Here is a 16,884-nt window from a genome sequence, read left to right on the forward strand (position 1 = left end):
TGTCACTCCTCGGCGAGGGCCCGGCCGTACCGTTGCTCGACCCGCTCGCGCATCCCGGCGTGCTTACGCGGCGCGGGTTGGAGGAAGATCTCGTCCAGCGACGGCCACTTCTCGCGCAGCTCCAGGTCGAGTCGTACGCAGGCCTGTTCCAGGTCGTCGCCGCTCGCCTCGTCGATGAAGTCCACCCGGGCGCACAGCAGGATGCTGTCGGTGCCGGTGAGCATGGTGAGCAGATCGACGACGTCGTCGACCTCGGGTTGCTCCTCCAGCCACGCCTCGATCTCTCGAACGAAGCGCGGGTCGGCCTGCACGCCGATCAGCAGGTTCTTACACGCCCGGGCCAGCGTGCCCGAGACTGTGAGCAGCAGTAGCCCGATGGCGATCGAGGCCGCGCCGTCGTAGACGGCCGAACCGGTGAGCTGGTGCAGGCCGACCCCGATCCCGGCGAACAGCAGGCCGATGATCGCGGCGGAGTCCTCGAGCAGCACGCTCTCGACCGTGGGGTCGCGCGGGGTACGCAGGTACTGCACGACCGTCTGACGCAACCGCTTCGTCTCGCCATGCATCTGCTTGGCGGCCTGCCGCAGCGAGATGCCCTCCAGCACAGCCGCGAGCAGCAGGACGGGGTAGTTGATCCAGATCATCGTCGACTCTTCGCCGTCGATGATCGTCGTGACGCCCTGGTAGAAGGAGAACGCGGCGCCCGAGACGAAGATCGCCACGGCTGCCAACATCGACCAGAAATAGCGCTCCTTGCCGTACCCGAAGGGATGGGTGCGGTCCGCTGGGCGCTGCGAGCGCTTCTGCGCCACCAGCAGGAACACCTCGGTGGTGCAGTCGCCGGCCGAGTGCGCTGCCTCGGACAGCAGCGCGGCCGAGCCGGTGATCAGGCCGGCCGCGAGCTTGAGCAGACCGACGCCGAGGTTGGCAGCCAGGGCAAGCAGCACAGTGAGACTGCTCTCACCCTCGCCGGCGCTGATGGGAGCCACCGGCGTCTGCAAAGCCGGGGCCTGCTGGTCTGCGGACGTCACGGGTGCAGCGTGCCCAGCGCCCCGTTCCACGAACCGGTCGCGTGACGGACCGGGCACCAAGCTGGAGGCAATACGATCGCGGCTCCGGACGTTGGCCCGAGATTGGCATCGCACGACTTGGAGATCCCGCGCAGATGACTGTGTCCTACGAGCTGTCGCACCTCGACAGGCTCGAGTCGGAGGCCGTGCACATCTTCCGCGAGGTGGCGGCCACGATCGAGAAGCCGGCACTGCTGTTCTCCGGCGGCAAGGACTCGGTCGTCATGCTGCACCTGGCGCTCAAGGCGTTCTGGCCCGCGCCGCTGCCGTTCCCGGTGATGCACATCGACACCGGTGAGAACTTCGACGAGGTCATTGCGTTCCGCGACCGCACGGTCGAGGAGTACGGGCTGCGACTGATCGTGGCCAGCGTGCAGGACGACATCGACGCCGGCCGCTCCGTCGAGGACACCGGCCCGCGAGCGACCCGTAACCGGCTGCAGACGGTCACGCTGCTGCGCGGCATCATCGAGAACCAGTTCGGGGCTGTGTTCGGGGGCGCTCGGCGCGACGAGGAGAAGGCTCGCGCCAAGGAGCGGGTGTTCAGCTTCCGCGACGAGTTCGGGCAATGGGATCCACGCAACCAGCGCCCCGAGCTGTGGAGCCTGTACAACGGCCGGCACCGCAAGGGCGAGAACATCCGGGTGTTCCCGCTGTCGAATTGGACCGAGCTCGACATCTGGTCCTACATCGAGGCCGAGCACATCGACCTGCCCGAGTTGTACTACGCCCATCAACGTCAGGTGGTCGAGCGCGACGGCATGCTGCTGGCCGTCAACCGCTTCATCACTCCAGAAATGGGCGAGACGCCGTACGAGGCGACGGTGCGGTTCCGCACGATCGGTGATGCCACCTGCACCGGCTGCGTCGAGTCGAGCGCAGCCGATGCCGCCGCCGTGGTGCTCGAGGTCGCCGCCGCCCGGCTGACCGAGCGGGGCGCCACCCGCGCCGACGACCGGATCAGCGAGGCCGGCATGGAAGACCGCAAGAAAGAGGGGTACTTCTAGCCATGAGTCAGCTCCTGCGCCTTGCCACGGCCGGCAGCGTTGACGATGGCAAGTCCACGCTCATCGGCCGGCTGCTGTACGACTCCAAGGCGATCTTCGAGGACCAGCTCTCGGCTGTCGAGAAGACCAGCCTGTCTCGGGGTAATGAAGCACCCGACCTTGCGCTGCTCACCGACGGCCTGCGGGCGGAACGCGAGCAGGGCATCACCATCGACGTCGCCTACCGCTACTTCGCCACTCCCAAGCGCAAGTTCATCATCGCCGACACCCCCGGCCACATCCAGTACACGCGCAACATGGTCACCGGCGCCTCGACGGCCGACGTCGCGCTGATCCTGATCGACGCCCGCAACGGCGTGCTCGAGCAGTCCCGACGGCACGCGTTCCTCGCCGCGCTGCTGGGCATCCCGCACCTGATCGTCTGCATCAACAAGATGGACCTCGTCGACTTCTCGCAGGAGCGCTACGAGGAGATCCGCGGCGAGTTCCGTCGCTTCGCCACGAAGCTCGAGGTGAACGACCTCACCTTCATCCCGATGTCGGCCCTCACTGGTGACAACGTCGTCGAGCGCAGCCAAGCGATGCCCTGGTACGAAGGCGCCTCGCTGCTGCACGTTCTCGAGGACGTGCACATCGCCTCGGACCGCAACCTGATCGACGTGCGACTGCCGGTGCAGTACGTCATCCGCCCGCACCAGTCCACCAGCGCCGAACTGCACGATTTTCGTGGGTACGCCGGCACCATGGCCAGCGGCGTCATCCGCGCCGGGGACGAGGTCACCGTGCTGCCCTCGGGCTTCACCACCATGATCAAGACGGTGTGGCGGCCGGGCGGCGTGGCCGTCGAGGAGGCGTTCGCCGGCCAGGCCGTGACCGTCGAACTTGCCGACGACATCGACATCGCCCGCGGCGATCTGATCTGCCGACCGCACAACCGACCGCACGTGGGTCAGGACATCGACGCCATGGTGTCGTGGATGACGTCGGACTCCGAGCTGACCCCCGGCGCCCGCTACACGATCCAGCACACGACCCGTTCGACGCGGGCGGTCGTCCGCGAGCTGGACTACCGCCTGAACATCAACACCCTGCACCGCGACGAGACGGCCACCGGACTGGCCCTGAACGAGATCGGCCGGGTACGGCTGCGCACCCAGCAGCCGCTGCTGTTCGACGCCTACCGGCGCAGTCGCGAGACCGGCAGCTTCATCCTCGTCGACGAGGCCACGAACAGCACGGTCGCGGCGGGCATGATCACCGGACCCAGCCAGCAGGACTCGCAGGTCGTCTGGCACGCGGGTTCGGTGCAGCGCCACGAGCGGGCGACGCAGGGCATGACCGTGTGGCTGACCGGACTGTCCGGCTCGGGCAAGTCCAGCGTCGCGGCAGAGCTCGAGCGCCGGCTCGTCGCCTCCGGACGCCCCGCCTACCTGCTCGACGGCGACAACCTGCGCCACGGGCTGAACAACAATCTCGGGTTCTCCCCCGAGGACCGCACCGAGAACGTGCGCCGCGTCGCCGAGGTGGCCAAGCTGCTCGCCGACGCCGGTGTGGTCGCCATCGTCTCACTCGTCAGCCCCTACGCCGCCGACCGCGAGCGAGCCCGCGCCGGGCACGCGGAATCCGGTCTGCCCTTTGCCGAGATCTTCGTGGACACCCCGCTGGCCGTGTGCGAGGCACGCGACCCGAAGGGCATGTACGCCAAGGCCCGCGCCGGCGAGATCACGCACTTCACCGGCATCGACGACCCCTACGAAGCGCCGGAGTCACCGCACCTGCGGCTGCGCCCCGAGGACGGCGACGCCGCCTCGCAGGCCACGCTCGTGCTCGACCTGGTCGAGCGGATCACCGAATGACTCCCCCACTCGTGATCAACAGCGCCGAACCGTCGTGGAACGACGGTTCGGCGCTGTTGATCACCGGGGGGTGGCGGTGACCGAGTCCGACGCCCGGCTGGCGGCGCGGCTGGCCGAACGCGCCGGGGAGCTGTTGCTCGACCTCCAACGCACGAGCGACCTGACCGGCAAGGAACTGGGCAAGGCCGGCGACCGCGAGTCGAACGAGTGGCTGCTGCGCGAGCTGTCGCTCGCCCGTCCCGGCGACGCGGTGCTGTCGGAGGAGTCGGCGGACTCCCCCGCCCGGCTTGCTGCCGACCGGGTGTGGATCATCGACCCGCTCGATGGCACCCGCGAGTACGGCATGCCCGGCCGGCCGGACTGGGCGGTACACGTCGCGCTGTGGCAGCGTGGCGACGGCACCGGCGGCAGCATCACCGACGCCGCCGTGGCCCAGCCCGCCCTCGACGCGGTGTACGCCAGCGACACGATGCACTCCCGCGACATGCTCGCCACCTCATTCGCGAACACCCCGCTGCAATTCCTGGTCAGCGACAGCCGTCCGCCGGCCTGGGCGACGGCGGTCGCCGTCGAGCTCGACGGCGAACTGGTGCCTATGGGCTCGGCGGGCGCCAAAGCTATGACCGTGCTGCGCGGCGACGCCGACGCCTATCTGCACGACGGCGGCCAGTGGGAGTGGGACTCGGCCGCGCCGGTCGGCGTCGTCCAGGCCGCCGGCTTGCACGCGTCCCGCATCGACGGTAGTCCGCTGCGTTACAACCTCGCGCACCCGTATCTACCCGATCTGGTGATTTGTCGCAACGATCTTGCGGAGGCGATCGTCGTGGCGATCGCCCGCGCCGTCAGACCCGGCTAAGCGCGCATCGGGCGGGAGAACGTACTCCATGGTATTTGTTCAGCCAGGCGGGGTACGGTGTCGGCGTCAGCATGTCGAGGACGCCCAGGCGTCCGGGGAGCGAGGTCGAGTGCCGGCACTGACGCCGCAATCACCGCTACCGGTACGTACGGCCGCGTCCTCGGTGCCCAACCGGGACTGGTTCGATCACCGCTCTCGCGAGACCACGCTTTCGGTCGAGACCGTGGCGCTCGACTTCCAGGGCGCCACGGTGCAGGTCGGCGGTGAACTCGACCTCGGCACCGCCCCGCCACTGTGGGCGGTACTTCGCTCCCACCTGCTCGCGGGGCGGCGCTTCCTGCGCCTGGACGTCACGTCCCTCACCTTCGTCGATGCCAGTGCACTCGCGGGCCTGCGCGCAATCCACGATGAGGCGCTGGCCGCCCGCGGGACGCTCGTCGTCACCGGCGTGCGTGCGCTGGTAGCTCGAGTGCTGCACCTGACCGGGTTCGATGAGGTGCTCTTCCTCGGGGGTTCGCGCGCCGAGCACGAGCTGCCGCCACTGCAGGTGAGCTGAGACGGTGCTCGCATGAGCGCACCAAACACACGCCGACCGCGTTCCAGGCCACCGTACGGCGCAGCCCGCACACCATTGCCCTGAGCACACCGGACGGCTCGGTGCGCTTGACCTGGCGGCAGTACGACCGTCGCGTGCGAGCGCTGGCCGCCGGGCTCGCGGCATCGGGGTGCGCCCCGGCGACACGGTCGCGATCATGTTGACGAACCGCGTCGAGTTCCACCTCCTCGATACCGCCGCCCTGCATGCGGCGCGTTGCCGTTCTCGATCTACGACACGCTGGCGGCCGAGCAGATCGCCCACCTGTTCGAGAACGCCGGCAACGGGTCGTCATCTGCGAGAAGCAGTTCTTCGAGCCGATCCGAGCCGCCGCCGCGTTCGACCGAACGGCAATCGAGACGGTCGTCTGCGTCGACGCGGACGCGCCGGGGACGGTGCGCCCGAGCGATGTCGAGGCCACGCCGGCACCGGGCTTCGACGTCGACGCCACCTGGCAGGCGGTGCAGCCCGGTGACGTCCTGACGATCATCTACACGTCGGGGACGACCGGCCCGTCGACACGACCGAGCACGACTCGGTGATCTCGTACCTCCCGGACGCCCACATCGCCAATCGCTGGGGCGCGCACTACACGAGCATGTTCACGCGAGATGTGGGGCATGTCCGAGCTGACCTGCGCGGTCACCATCAACCCGCCCGACGCGATCCGCATCGGCACCGTCGGCACAGCCGTGGACGCCGCCGAACTGCGCCTGGCCGAGGACGGCGAGCTGCTCGCCCGTGGACCGCTCGTCATGAAGGGTTACCGCGGCGAACCGGAGAAGCCGGCTGAGGGCATCGACCCCGACGGTTGGTTGCACACCGGCGATATCGCCACTATCGACGCCGACGGCTACGTGCGGATCGTCGACCGCAAGAAGAAACTGATGATCAACGCGGCCGGCAAGAACATGTCGCCGGCCAACATCGAGGGCACGATCAAGGTGGCCTGTCCGCTCGTCGGGTCGGCGGTGGCGATCGGTGACGACCGTCCCTACGTCGTCGCGCTGTTGACGTTGGATCCCGACGCCGGGGCCGCGTTCGCCCATACGCACGAGTTGACCGACTCCTCCCCCGCCGCGCTGGCGAGCAACCCGGCCGTGCGAGACGCCGTCCAGGCCGGTGTCTCCGACGCCAACCGCCGGCTGGCTCGCGTCGAGCAGGTCAAGCGCTTCGAGATCCTGCCCGTCGTGTGGGAGCCCGGTGGCGACAAGATCACTCCGACGATGAAGATCAGGCGCAGGCCTATTGCCGGCAAGTACGCGGCTGAGATCAACGCGCTGTACGCGCGTTGATGGTTGGTAGTCCACACTGACCGGGTGACCGAAGCCCACCCCGCTGTCGACAACGCTTCTGCCGACCCGGGGGCGATGGGATCGGGTGGGCACCCCGCGGCGCGCAGCGCCGGCGTGTTCGGACTCGCCCTCGGCGCGCTAGGCGTGGTGTTCGGCGACATCGGCACCAGCCCGCTGTACGCGATCCAGACCGTGTTCTCGATCGACAACAAGGCGGTCAAGCCCACGACGGGCGACGTGTACGGCGTCATCTCGATCGTCTTCTGGTCGCTGACACTGATCGTCTCGATCAAGTACGTCGTCTTCATCCTGCGCGCCGACAACGACGGCGAGGGCGGCGTGATGGCGCTGGCCGCGCTCGCGCGCCGCTTCACCCGCGGGCGCCGCAAGCTGGTCGCCGCGGCGTTGCTGCTCGGGGTGCTCGGCGCGTCGCTGTTCTACGGCGACAGCGTGATCACCCCGGCGATCTCGGTGCTGTCGGCCGTCGAGGGCCTCGAGGTGGCGTCACCGGGTCTGAAGGACGCAGTGCTGCCGATCGGGATCGCAATCCTGGCCGCGCTGTTCCTGGTGCAGCGCTTCGGCACCCACATCGTCGGCAGGTTCTTCGGCCCGGTGATGGTCCTGTGGTTCACAGTGCTGGCCGTCATGGGTGTGCCGGAGATCGTTCGCCACCCGCAGATCCTCAAGGCGCTGTCGCCGTACTACGTCGGCACGTTCGCCACCGATCACCCGTTCACCAGCTTCATCGCGCTGAGCGCCATCGTCCTGGCCATCACCGGTGCCGAGGCGCTGTATGCCGACATGGGCCACTTCGGCCGCGCGCCGATCCGGCGGGCCTGGTTCTTCGTGGCCCTGCCCGCGCTGGTGCTCAACTACCTGGGTCAGGGCGCGCTCGTGCTGTCGCACCCGCGCAAGATCGACAACCCGTTCTACCTGCTGGCCCCGAGCTGGGCGCGCATCCCGCTCGTCGTGCTCGCGACCGCAGCGACGGTGATCGCCTCGCAAGCCGTGATCTCCGGTGCGTACTCGGTGTCCCGGCAGGCCGCGCGGCTCGGGTACCTGCCCAACCTCACGATCCGGCACACCTCGACGTTGGAGAGCGGGCAGATCTACGTCCCGGTGGTGAACTGGCTGCTGTTCGGCAGCGTGCTCGTGCTGATGCTGGCGTTCCGCTCGTCGAGCAAGCTGGCGAGCGCCTACGGGCTCGCCGTCACCGGCACGTTCCTGATCACCACCACCCTGTTCCTCATCGTCGCCGCTACGGTGTGGAAGTGGGCGAAGTGGAAGCTGATCACCATCGGCATCGTCTTCGGCAGCGTCGAGATCGCCTACTTCGGCGCCAACGCCACCAAGGTCGCCAGTGGCGGCTGGCTGCCGCTGGTCATCGCGGCGATCGTGGTCACCACGATGACGGTGTGGCAGTCCGGCCGCGGGATCGTCACGCGCCGCCGGCGCGAGATGGAGGGTCCGCTGCAGGACTTCGTCGACGAGGTGCAAACTCAGAAGCTGACGCGGGTGCCCGGCACCGCGGTGTTCCCGCACCCGTCGAAGGACACCACGCCCCTGGCGCTGCGCGCTAACGTCGAGTTCAACCACGTGCTGCATGAGCACGTCGTGCTGGTGTCGGTGATCTCCGAGGACGTGCCGCACGTGCCGCAGGAGGAGCGCATCACCGTCGACCCGCTCAAGCACACCGACGACGGCATCGTGCACGTCGAGATCCGCTACGGCTTCCAGGACGAGCGTGACATCCCGGCCGAGTTGGCCCGCGCCGAAGGCACCGACGTCGAGCTCGACTTCGATGCCGCGAATGCGACCTACTACCTATCGCGCCTGTCGATCACCCGGGGCGATGGCCGGGAGATGCAGACGTGGCGCAAGCGGATCTTCATCGGCATGTCGCACAACGCGGCGAACCCGGCCGACAGCTTCTGCCTGCCGGTCGACCGCACCATCGTCATGGGCGCGAACCTGGAGCTGTGACGCCGGGCAGCCCGACGGTCAGCTCATGGTCGGGAACTGCAGGCTGGCGCCGCTGGGCATCTCGACGTGCGGCCAGCGCGACGTGACGACCTTGGCCCGGGTGTAGAACGAGACTCCCTCAGGCCCGTGGACGTGTTTGTCGCCGAACAGCGAGTCCTTCCACCCGCCGAAGGAGTAGTACGCCATCGGGACGGGGATCGGGACGTTGATACCGATCATGCCCACGTGCACACCGCGCTGGAAGGTCCGCGCCGTCTCGCCGCTACTGGTGAAGATCGCGGTGCCGTTGCCGTAAGGGTTCGAGTTGATCAAAGCGATGGCCTCGGCCACGGTGTCGGCGCGGACGACGGTCAACACCGGACCGAAGATCTCCTCGGTGTAGACGTCCATCGACGGCTGCACGTGGTCAATCACGGTCGGGCCGACCCAGAAGCCGTCCTCGTGCTCGGGCACAACGAGCCCGCGGCCGTCGACGGCAAGAGTGCCGCCCTGGTCGGCGCCGGACTGGATGAGACCCACGATGCGGTCACGCGACGCAGCCGTGATCACCGGGCCCATGTCGCTGGTGCCGGCGTTGCCCGGCCCCACCCGCACGGCATTGGCCTGCGCAACGACCTCCGTCAGCAGGGCATCTCCGGCCGCACCCACCGCGACGGCCGTGGAGATCGCCATGCATCGCTCGCCGGCCGAGCCGAACGCGGCCGCGGCGAGATGCTCGGCCGCGAACGACGGGTCGGCGTCGGGCATGACGATGGCGTGGTTCTTGGCGCCACCCAGCGCCTGCACCCGCTTGCCATTGGCGGACGCACGCTCGTGGATGTAGCGCGCGATCGGCGTCGAACCGACGAACGACACCGCGGCGACGTCCGGGTGGTCGAGCAGCGCATCGACGGCCTCGACGTCGCCGTTGACGACGTTGAACACGCCGTCGGGCAGGCCGGCCTCCTGCCACAGCCGGGCGATGAGCTGCGAGCCGGACGGGTCGCGCTCGCTGGGCTTGAGGACGAACGTGTTGCCGCAGGCGATGGCGATCGGGTGCATCCACATCGGCACCATCACCGGGAAGTTGAACGGTGTGATGCCGGCGACGACGCCGAGCGGCTCGCGGAAGGAGAACACGTCGACGCCGGCTGACGCCTGGTCGGAGTAGTCGCCCTTGAGCAGCTGCGGAATGCCGCACGCGAACTCGACGACCTCGAGACCGCGCTGCACCTCGCCCCTGGCGTCGGACAGCACCTTCCCGTGCTCGGCCGTGATGTGCTCGGCGAGCTCGCCGAGATGGCTGTTGACGAGCTCACGGAAGGCGAACAGCACCTTGGTACGGGCGGTCAGCGAGGCCTGCGACCACCCGACGAACGCCTCGCGCGCTGCGGCGACTGCGTCGTCGACGTCGGCCTTGCTCGCCAGCAGGACCTCGCCGCTCTGCTGCCCGGTCGCCGGGTTGAAGACGGGGGCGTTGCGCGTTGAGCCCAGTGCGGTGGGCTTGCCGGCGATCCAGTGTTCGATGGTTGGCATGACGATCTCCTTCGTGACGATCGAACCAGCATGCCAGGCGGCCTGGTCACTTCCAGCGGAAGTGCACGAACACCCGGCCGAAGTTGTCGGAGTCCTTCTCGACGCGGTGGTACTGCGCCTTGACGTCCGTGCGCTCGAGGAAACGCAGCACCCGTTTCTTCAGCTGACCGGAGCCCTTGCCAGGGATGATCTCGACCAGCGGGGCCTTCTTGGCTACGGCCTCGGCCATGATCGCGGTGAGCGCGCGTTCGATCTCGTCCCCACGGTTGTAGATGTCGTGCAGGTCCAGCTTCAGCTTCACGAACCCAGTGTGCGCCCGGGTCAAGCCACCGCGAGTTCACCGGCTCGCGAGTCAAGGGTCTCGGACAGGAACGCGAGCAGCAACCGCTCGTCGGCCGACAGCCACTTGCTGTTGCGCATGCGCTTGCCCTGCAGGAACTCGGCCAGCTGCCCGGAGGTGTAACCGTCGACGACATCCGGATGCACGTAGTGCGAGCGGCAGACAGTCCGGGTATTGTTGAGCAGCTCGGCAGCGGCGTCAATCGCGGCCAGCACGGCGCTCTCCGGGGACTCCGCGTCAGGTGCGGCGCGTCCGTCGAGATGCTTTCGCAGACAGGCGAACGCGATCGACGAGCCCTTCCAGGTTCGAAAGTCCTTCGCCGTGAAGTGTGCGCCGGTGAGTTCGGCCAGGCGGTGGTTGATCTCGTCCGAGCCGATGACCTGCCCGTCGACGGTGAACAACCGGCGGCTGCGTTGGGCGAGCAGCCGCTCGATCACCCGCGCGACGCCCTCGTCGTCGATCGCGGTGTCGGCCTGCTTGCCGGACTTGGCCGGGAAATTGAACTCGACGGTCGTGCCGACCACGCGCACGTGGCTGCGGGTGAGGGTGCTGAGCCCATAGCTGTCGTTCTCCTCGGCGTACACCTCGTTGCCCACCCGCAGCCCGGCCTTGTCCATGATGCGCAGCATCGCCGCGAGGACCCGGTCGGAGTCGATGACGTCGCGGCGCAGCTGCACGTCGACGTCGGCCCGGATCTTGGGCATCGCCTCGCCGAAGCCGATGAGCCGGTAGAAGTTCAACTGGTCGCGGATCGAGCGCCAGCGCTCGTGGTAGATGTACTGCCTGCGGCCCTTGTCGTCCTCGCCGACGGCGAGCAGGTGCGCGTCCGGCCAGGTGGCGATCCACACCTTGCGCCAGGCCGGCGGGATCGCGAGCTTGCGCAGCCGGTCGCGCAGCTCGACATCGACGACGGTGTTGCCGGTGGCGTCGCGATAGGTGAAGCCCTTGCCCCTGCGCAGCCGGGTCAGGCCCGGGTCGCCAGGGCTGACGTAACGCAACTTGGCCACCTGGGCGCACTGCGCAGGGTCGTCGTAGAGCGCCGCCACGAGCGCCGCAGCGCTGGGCTTATCGACCGTAGTCACGTCGGGAGGTGTACCCACGATCGTGGCCTGCCCCGCCGCCGTTGACACTCCCGACCTGGCTACGCAATGGTGAGGTCAGCCTGCCCCGACGAGCGAGGGAGAGAGACCGCGATGGAGTTGACCGGCGCGCGGTACGCCGACCGGCCGACGGTGCAGGTGCAGACCCGTATCTCGGCGCCCCCTGACCAGGTCTGGCCGCTGGTATGCGACCCGCTGCTCATGGCCACGTTCAGCGACGAGGTGCAGACCGTCGAATGGGTCGACGGCTCAGGTCCAGCCACGGTCGGGACACGCTTTCGCGGCCACAACAAGCACCGCTCCATCGGCGAGTGGACGACCACGTCCACCGTGATCGAGTGCGAGCCGCCGCGCGTCTTCGCCTGGGCCGTCGAGGATCCCGCCGAGCCGACGGCCACCTGGCGCTTCATCCTCGAGCCCGACGGCGACGCCACCGTGCTGACCCAGTGGGTGCAGATGGGGCCGGCGCGGTCCGGGCTCAGCCTGGCCATCGACGCCATGCCCGACAAGGAGCAGAAGATCGTCTTCGGCCGGCTGCGCGAGTTCGAGTTGGGCATGCAGGCCAACCTGGCCGCGATCAAGCAGCGCGTCGAGTCGACCGCCTGATGCGCACTGCCACCACCGTCGAGGGGTCGCAGGATCTCGGCGGCACGAACGACTTCGTCGTGGAGGCCGAACGGCTCGGCCTGGACGTCTGCTGGGTGGCCGAGGCGTGGGGCGCCGACGCACCGAGCCTGCTCGGCTACCTCGCCGCCCGGACGCAGCGCCTGCTGCTCGGCTCGGGCATCATCCAGCTCGGAATCCGCACCCCCGTGGCGATCGCCCAGGCCGCCATCACGCTGTCGAACCTGACCGGCGGACGGTTCCTGCTCGGGCTCGGGCCCTCCGGGCCACAGGTGATCGAGGGCCTGCACGGGGTGCCGTTCGCCCGTCCCCTGACGCGCATGCGCGAGACCGTCGAGATCGTCCGGGCTGCCGCTACGGGCGAGAAGATCAATTACTCCGGGCGCGAGTTCACGATCCCGCTGGCCGGCAGCGACACCCGGCCGATGCGATTGTCGATCCGCGCCGAGCAGGCGATCCCGGTCTACCTCGCCGCGCTGTCACCGAAGCTGCTGCAGCTCACCGGCGAGGTCGCCGACGGCTGGCTGGGGACGAGTTTCGTGCCCGAGGGCGCCGACGCCGCCTACTTCACTCATCTCGACGCCGGGCTGGCGGCCGGCGGGCGGACCCGAGGCGACCTCGACGTCTGCCAGGGCGCCGAGATCGCCGTGTTCGACGACGAGGACGCGCTGCAGGCACACATCGGGTCACGCAAGATAGAGCTGGCGTTCAGCCTGGGCGGGATGGGTTCGGAATCGACCAACTTCTACAACCAGGCCTACAGCCGGCAGGGCTGGGCTGAGGTGGCCGGTCAGGTGCGCGAACGTTGGCTGGCGGGCGAACGCGACGCCGCGGCGGAGTTGATCACCGACGAGATGGTGCTGGCCACGACCCTCATCGGCACCGAGGCGATGGTGCGCGAGCGGTTAGCGGTATGGAGCCGCGCCGGCGTCACCACCGTGCGGCTGTACCCGGCCGGCGACGACATGGCTGCGCGGCTCGACAACCTGGCCCGGGGCATCGAGTACGCCCGGGCCGTCTGATCAACGGTCGGCGCCGGCCCCGGTGATGACGAAGCGGATGCGGCGGGCCACGCTGACGGCCTGGTCGCAGAAACGTTCGTAGTAGCGGCCCAGCAACGCCGCGTCGACCGCGGCAGGGACGCCGTGCGGCCAGTCCGGCGCCAGCAGCTGGGTGAACAGCTGCCGATGCAGCGCGTCCATGCCTTCGTCGGACGCCGTGACCTCGGCCGCGAGCTCCGGGTCGCGCTGCTGGATGGCCAGCGTCAGCGTGCCGGCGATGGACGTCGCCGCGGCGCCGATCTCGGTCATGGTGTGCCGCACCTTGTCGGCCACGGCGGACTCCGGCGCGCGCAGTCGGGTTGTCTTGGCGACGTGCTCGGCCAGCCCACCCATGCGCTGCAACGCGGTCGACGCCGGCAGAGTGGCGAGCACCAGGCGCAGGTCGGTTGCGACCGGCTGCTGCTGGGCGAGCAGCAGCATGGCGCGGTTCTCGAGGTCGCCCTGCAGCTGCTCGGTGACGGCCTGCTCGGTGATGACGAGCTCAGCCAACTGCCGGTTCGCGTCGAGCAGGGCCGATGACGCCCGCTCGATGGCGACCACCTGCAATTCAGCGAGGTCGGCCATCCGCGTCCACAGCCCCTCGAGCTGCTCGCGGAACGCTGATCTCGTCGGCATTGCCCCATTCGATCACAATCCCGTGCCGAGGCGGCGGACGCGACGCAACCGCCGGCCCAAGGACGCACGCCCGCCATCCACGCGAGCGATGCAGTCAGTGCGTAATCGGCTCGCCCGAGGTGTAGAGCATCGTCAGGCTGACCTTCGCGAACCGCCACCCGTCGTGGGTGCGGCGCAATTGACAGTCGTACCAACCGGCGCCGTCCGACCTCACGACTGATCAGCCACCTGCGCCACGTCGACCTCGCGGTACCGGACTTCGACAAGCAACGCGACTTCTTCACCGGCCTCTGGGGACTCACCGAGGTCCATGGTGAGGACGGCATCTCCTACCTGGCCGCCGAGGGCTCGCCCGAGCAGTACATCGTGCGGCTGCGCCGCGACACCGACAAGCGCCCGGACCTGGTCAGCTTCGGCGCGCACACCCCGGCGGACGTCGACGCGCTTGCCGCCCAGCTCGGCCACGAGGGTGTCCCGCTCGTCTCCGAGCCCGACTCGCTGCAGACGCCGGGTGGCGGTTACGGCTTCCGGTTCTTCGACGTCGACGGTCGCACCGTCGAGCTACTTCCTCGACCCGCATGGCAACACCGTCGAGTACACCACCGAGCTGGAGACGATCTACGAGGACACCTGGCACCCGCACCTGTACGACTTCACCGAGGACAGGGTGTCCGACCAGTGGGGCACCGCGAATGCCATGAACGAGTTCGTGGCCCGTCAGTCGCGCCGCGGATCGCGCCCTTGCTGAAACCGGCCATGTCGGCGCGGAACTCCGGGCTGGAGATGTACCTACGGTCGACCTCCTCCGGGTCGTCGCCCTCGGCGTAGGACACGAGCGCCACCGGCTGGTGCTCGTCGCCGTCTACCCGCCGCCAGATCGCGTGCGTCGTGACGCCGAACCCGGCCAGGCTCGGGATGTGCCGGGGCCAGTGCACGTCGGCGTACTCGTCAGGGCGACCTGGGTGGCCAGGGTGTACGTGCGCAGTTGCGTCCTCGCGGTCTCTTTCGGCCGCGGTCGAGCTCCGGTTGGTCAACTCGAACGTAGCGACGCGGGAACCCGTGCCGCACTCCTGAGCAGCGATGTCGCTCAGGATCGCACGGTGCCGGCCGATAGAACGATCATGCGCGGACGTATGCCCGTCATGCACTCGAAGGGAAACGTCATGCTGGAGGTTGACCCCGGTTCACTGCAGCACGGTGCACACTCGCCACAGCCCAGTGCTCAGAAGACGTCGTCCTGTATCGGCTGCTCGTGTACCAACGTCGCGAACGTGGTCGGGAACCGCATGGTGTTCGCCACGCGGGTGAGCCACAGCCTGACCACTCTTCGATCGGTGCTGAAGGGCGCGGGTGCATCGGTCACCCAGCGCGCTCCAGGGTTGCTGGAGGTCGACACCACTGACCCGGCAGCGCTGCTGACGGTTGCCCGTCAGACCTTGTCGAGCGTCGAAGCCAATGAGATCCGCGCAATGGTGGTGGTGGACGAACACCCCGACGCACTGCTTGCGGCCGCACTCACCGCGCCGACGTTGGCGCAATCCAGCGCGCGGATCGAGCATGCCGATCTGTTGCCGCTCCTGGACGACGAGTTGAACGCGTTTCATTCGGTGTATCAGCCGATCGTGTCGCTGCACGCCGACGCCACTGGTCATGACGTGGTCGGCTACGAGGCACTTCTGAGGGCCACCTCCCCGGACGGTCCGGTGATGCCCGATGAGATGTTCGCGGCCGCGGCCCAGGCGGGATGGTTGGCCGTCCTCGATCGAGTGGGCCGGACCTCGGCGTTGCGCGGCGCCTCGGGTTGGCTCGGCGACCGGCTGCTGTTCGTCAACTTCGTACCGACCGCTATCTACCGGCCTCAGGTGTGCCTTCGCACGACCGAACAAGCGGTCGTACAAGCAGGGCTGCGCTTGGACCAACTCGTGTTCGAGGTCACCGAGAGCGAGCAGATCGCTGACATCGGCCACCTGTCCGACGTCTTCGACTACTACCGCGAGCGCGGCTGCAGGGTCGCTCTGGACGATCTGGGCTCGGGCTTCTCGTCGCTGAACAAACTCGTGCTGCTGCGACCCGACGTGGTCAAGCTGGACAAGGAACTCGTCCAGGCGCTGCCCGACCCCGTCAGCCGGGCCGTCATCCATGCAATCGTTGAGATGACGCACAGCTACGGCGGGCTCGTGCTGGCCGAGTGCGTCGAGACCGAGGAACAGGCGCAGGTTGCGATGGATCTGGGCGTGGATCTGGGTCAGGGCTGGCTTTTCGGTCGGCCGGAACCACGCTCGGTCCGCTGCAACGACTCTGCTGCAGTGGGAATCTAGCGGTCGTATCCAGCCTTTGTCGGCGCCATCCCGCTGAGAAGAATCAGAAGGCGTGTGCCGCGCCGACGTGACCATCGTGGGCGACGTGGTCCCGGCAGTAATGCCCTCCGCACTCCGGGCACGTGGCGCGAGCTTCCGAACGACACAGGCTCAACTCGCAGTCGCCGTAGTCGGCGGTGGGCCCGTATTTGGGTGACGGGTAGGTCGGCGAGGAGCGCGGCGCTGAAGTGGACATCACGTCGAACGCTACGCCACGCCCCTACGTGGCCTTCTGTTGCCACTCCTCCGCGCGCGACATCACGGTTGATGACGGAGAAGCAATCCGTCGGTTACGAGTCGGTTGTCACCGCGAAATCGCGCTAAATCGTGTCGCTGAGGCGCGATTTCGGAGTGCCGAGCCGAGCGAAAGAGTCGGCGACAAGGCTTGGGCGTCAGCTGAAGATGGTGAATGCGCAGCGGGGCCCCGCCGCAGTCGCGAGCCGCTGGTCTGCCGTCAACGGAGGGCAGTCGAGCTGTTCGGCCAGAGCGACGTAGACCGAAACGTAGGTGCTGACGGTCGAACGCAGCTCATACACCCGCTCCAGCAGCGGCAGCGCGGGTCGTGCCCCGGGGAGTGGTGTAAATCGTTCGCGTACAGCTCTGCGTTGTT

General features: G+C 68.4%; 15 protein-coding genes and 2 pseudogenes. 11 read left to right on the top strand and 6 right to left on the bottom strand.

Annotation, left to right across the window (positions count from 1 at the left end):
- Positions 1 to 2: 2 nt before the first annotated feature.
- Positions 3 to 1,031, bottom strand: coding sequence for a cation diffusion facilitator family transporter (locus ACFFC4_RS05535; protein ID WP_375498581.1), 1,029 nt, complete (start codon positions 1,029 to 1,031; stop codon positions 3 to 5).
- A 134-nt stretch (positions 1,032 to 1,165) separates the two neighbouring features.
- Here ACFFC4_RS05535 and cysD point away from each other — a divergent pair, with 134 nt between their 5' ends.
- The 7 genes from cysD (at position 1,166) to ACFFC4_RS05570 (ending at position 8,662) form a co-directional block, all read left to right on the top strand.
- Positions 1,166 to 2,077 carry a sulfate adenylyltransferase subunit CysD gene (cysD, locus tag ACFFC4_RS05540; protein WP_375498583.1) on the top strand — a complete coding sequence of 304 codons (912 nt, stop codon included), beginning with the start codon at positions 1,166 to 1,168 and terminating at the stop codon, positions 2,075 to 2,077.
- A 2-nt stretch (positions 2,078 to 2,079) separates the two neighbouring features.
- Positions 2,080 to 3,933: a sulfate adenylyltransferase subunit CysN gene (cysN, locus tag ACFFC4_RS05545; RefSeq protein ID WP_375498585.1), complete on the top strand. Its 1,854-nt coding sequence runs from the start codon at positions 2,080 to 2,082 to the stop codon at positions 3,931 to 3,933.
- A 76-nt stretch (positions 3,934 to 4,009) separates the two neighbouring features.
- Positions 4,010 to 4,789, top strand: a complete 780-nt coding sequence (locus ACFFC4_RS05550) for a 3'(2'),5'-bisphosphate nucleotidase CysQ (RefSeq protein WP_375498587.1) — start codon at positions 4,010 to 4,012, stop codon at positions 4,787 to 4,789.
- A gap of 109 nt (positions 4,790 to 4,898) precedes the next feature.
- Entirely contained in the window at positions 4,899 to 5,345 is a 447-nt protein-coding gene (locus tag ACFFC4_RS05555) for an STAS domain-containing protein (RefSeq protein ID WP_375498589.1), read from the top strand.
- A gap of 245 nt (positions 5,346 to 5,590) precedes the next feature.
- Positions 5,591 to 5,926 carry a hypothetical protein gene (locus ACFFC4_RS05560; RefSeq protein ID WP_375498591.1) on the top strand — a complete coding sequence of 112 codons (336 nt, stop codon included), beginning with the start codon at positions 5,591 to 5,593 and terminating at the stop codon, positions 5,924 to 5,926.
- Between the two features lie 78 nt (positions 5,927 to 6,004).
- A complete protein-coding gene (locus ACFFC4_RS05565; RefSeq protein WP_375498593.1) occupies positions 6,005 to 6,679 on the top strand; it encodes a hypothetical protein in 675 nt (224 codons plus the stop codon).
- A 75-nt stretch (positions 6,680 to 6,754) separates the two neighbouring features.
- Positions 6,755 to 8,662 carry a potassium transporter Kup gene (locus ACFFC4_RS05570; RefSeq protein ID WP_375498633.1) on the top strand — a complete coding sequence of 636 codons (1,908 nt, stop codon included), beginning with the start codon at positions 6,755 to 6,757 and terminating at the stop codon, positions 8,660 to 8,662.
- An 18-nt stretch (positions 8,663 to 8,680) separates the two neighbouring features.
- Here the strand turns inward: ACFFC4_RS05570 and ACFFC4_RS05575 are convergent, their stop codons facing one another.
- Genes ACFFC4_RS05575 through ACFFC4_RS05585 form a run of 3 tightly spaced genes read right to left on the bottom strand, consistent with a single transcriptional unit; the run spans position 8,681 to position 11,599 of the window.
- Complete coding sequence (locus tag ACFFC4_RS05575) at positions 8,681 to 10,177, bottom strand: CoA-acylating methylmalonate-semialdehyde dehydrogenase (protein WP_375498595.1); 1,497 nt, start codon at positions 10,175 to 10,177, stop codon at positions 8,681 to 8,683.
- A 46-nt stretch (positions 10,178 to 10,223) separates the two neighbouring features.
- The gene (locus tag ACFFC4_RS05580; protein ID WP_375498597.1) at positions 10,224 to 10,478 is read right to left on the bottom strand and encodes a Smr/MutS family protein; all 255 of its coding nucleotides are present in this window, start codon (positions 10,476 to 10,478) and stop codon (positions 10,224 to 10,226) included.
- Between the two features lie 20 nt (positions 10,479 to 10,498).
- Complete coding sequence (locus tag ACFFC4_RS05585; protein WP_375498599.1) at positions 10,499 to 11,599, bottom strand: DNA topoisomerase IB; 1,101 nt, start codon at positions 11,597 to 11,599, stop codon at positions 10,499 to 10,501.
- A 111-nt stretch (positions 11,600 to 11,710) separates the two neighbouring features.
- Here ACFFC4_RS05585 and ACFFC4_RS05590 point away from each other — a divergent pair, with 111 nt between their 5' ends.
- Positions 11,711 to 12,223 carry an SRPBCC family protein gene (locus tag ACFFC4_RS05590; protein ID WP_375498601.1) on the top strand — a complete coding sequence of 171 codons (513 nt, stop codon included), beginning with the start codon at positions 11,711 to 11,713 and terminating at the stop codon, positions 12,221 to 12,223.
- Positions 12,223 to 13,263 carry an LLM class flavin-dependent oxidoreductase gene (locus ACFFC4_RS05595; protein ID WP_375498603.1) on the top strand — a complete coding sequence of 347 codons (1,041 nt, stop codon included), beginning with the start codon at positions 12,223 to 12,225 and terminating at the stop codon, positions 13,261 to 13,263. Before ACFFC4_RS05590 ends, ACFFC4_RS05595 begins: the two co-directional genes overlap by 1 nt.
- Here the strand turns inward: ACFFC4_RS05595 and phoU are convergent, their stop codons facing one another.
- Positions 13,264 to 13,917, bottom strand: coding sequence for a phosphate signaling complex protein PhoU (phoU, locus tag ACFFC4_RS05600; protein WP_375498605.1), 654 nt, complete (start codon positions 13,915 to 13,917; stop codon positions 13,264 to 13,266).
- A gap of 177 nt (positions 13,918 to 14,094) precedes the next feature.
- Here phoU and ACFFC4_RS05605 point away from each other — a divergent pair.
- Together ACFFC4_RS05605 and ACFFC4_RS05610 are read left to right on the top strand one after the other, a co-directional pair.
- A pseudogene (locus tag ACFFC4_RS05605) lies at positions 14,095 to 14,665 on the top strand (VOC family protein).
- Between the two features lie 523 nt (positions 14,666 to 15,188).
- The gene (locus tag ACFFC4_RS05610; RefSeq protein ID WP_375498607.1) at positions 15,189 to 16,235 is read left to right on the top strand and encodes an EAL domain-containing protein; all 1,047 of its coding nucleotides are present in this window, start codon (positions 15,189 to 15,191) and stop codon (positions 16,233 to 16,235) included.
- A 431-nt stretch (positions 16,236 to 16,666) separates the two neighbouring features.
- Here ACFFC4_RS05610 and ACFFC4_RS05615 read toward each other — a convergent pair.
- Positions 16,667 to 16,884 (bottom strand): annotated as a pseudogene (locus tag ACFFC4_RS05615) (hypothetical protein); the annotation flags it as partial.

The sequence above is a fragment of the uncultured Jatrophihabitans sp. genome (assembly GCF_964244045.1).
In the GTDB taxonomy this organism is placed as follows: domain Bacteria; phylum Actinomycetota; class Actinomycetes; order Mycobacteriales; family Jatrophihabitantaceae; genus Jatrophihabitans.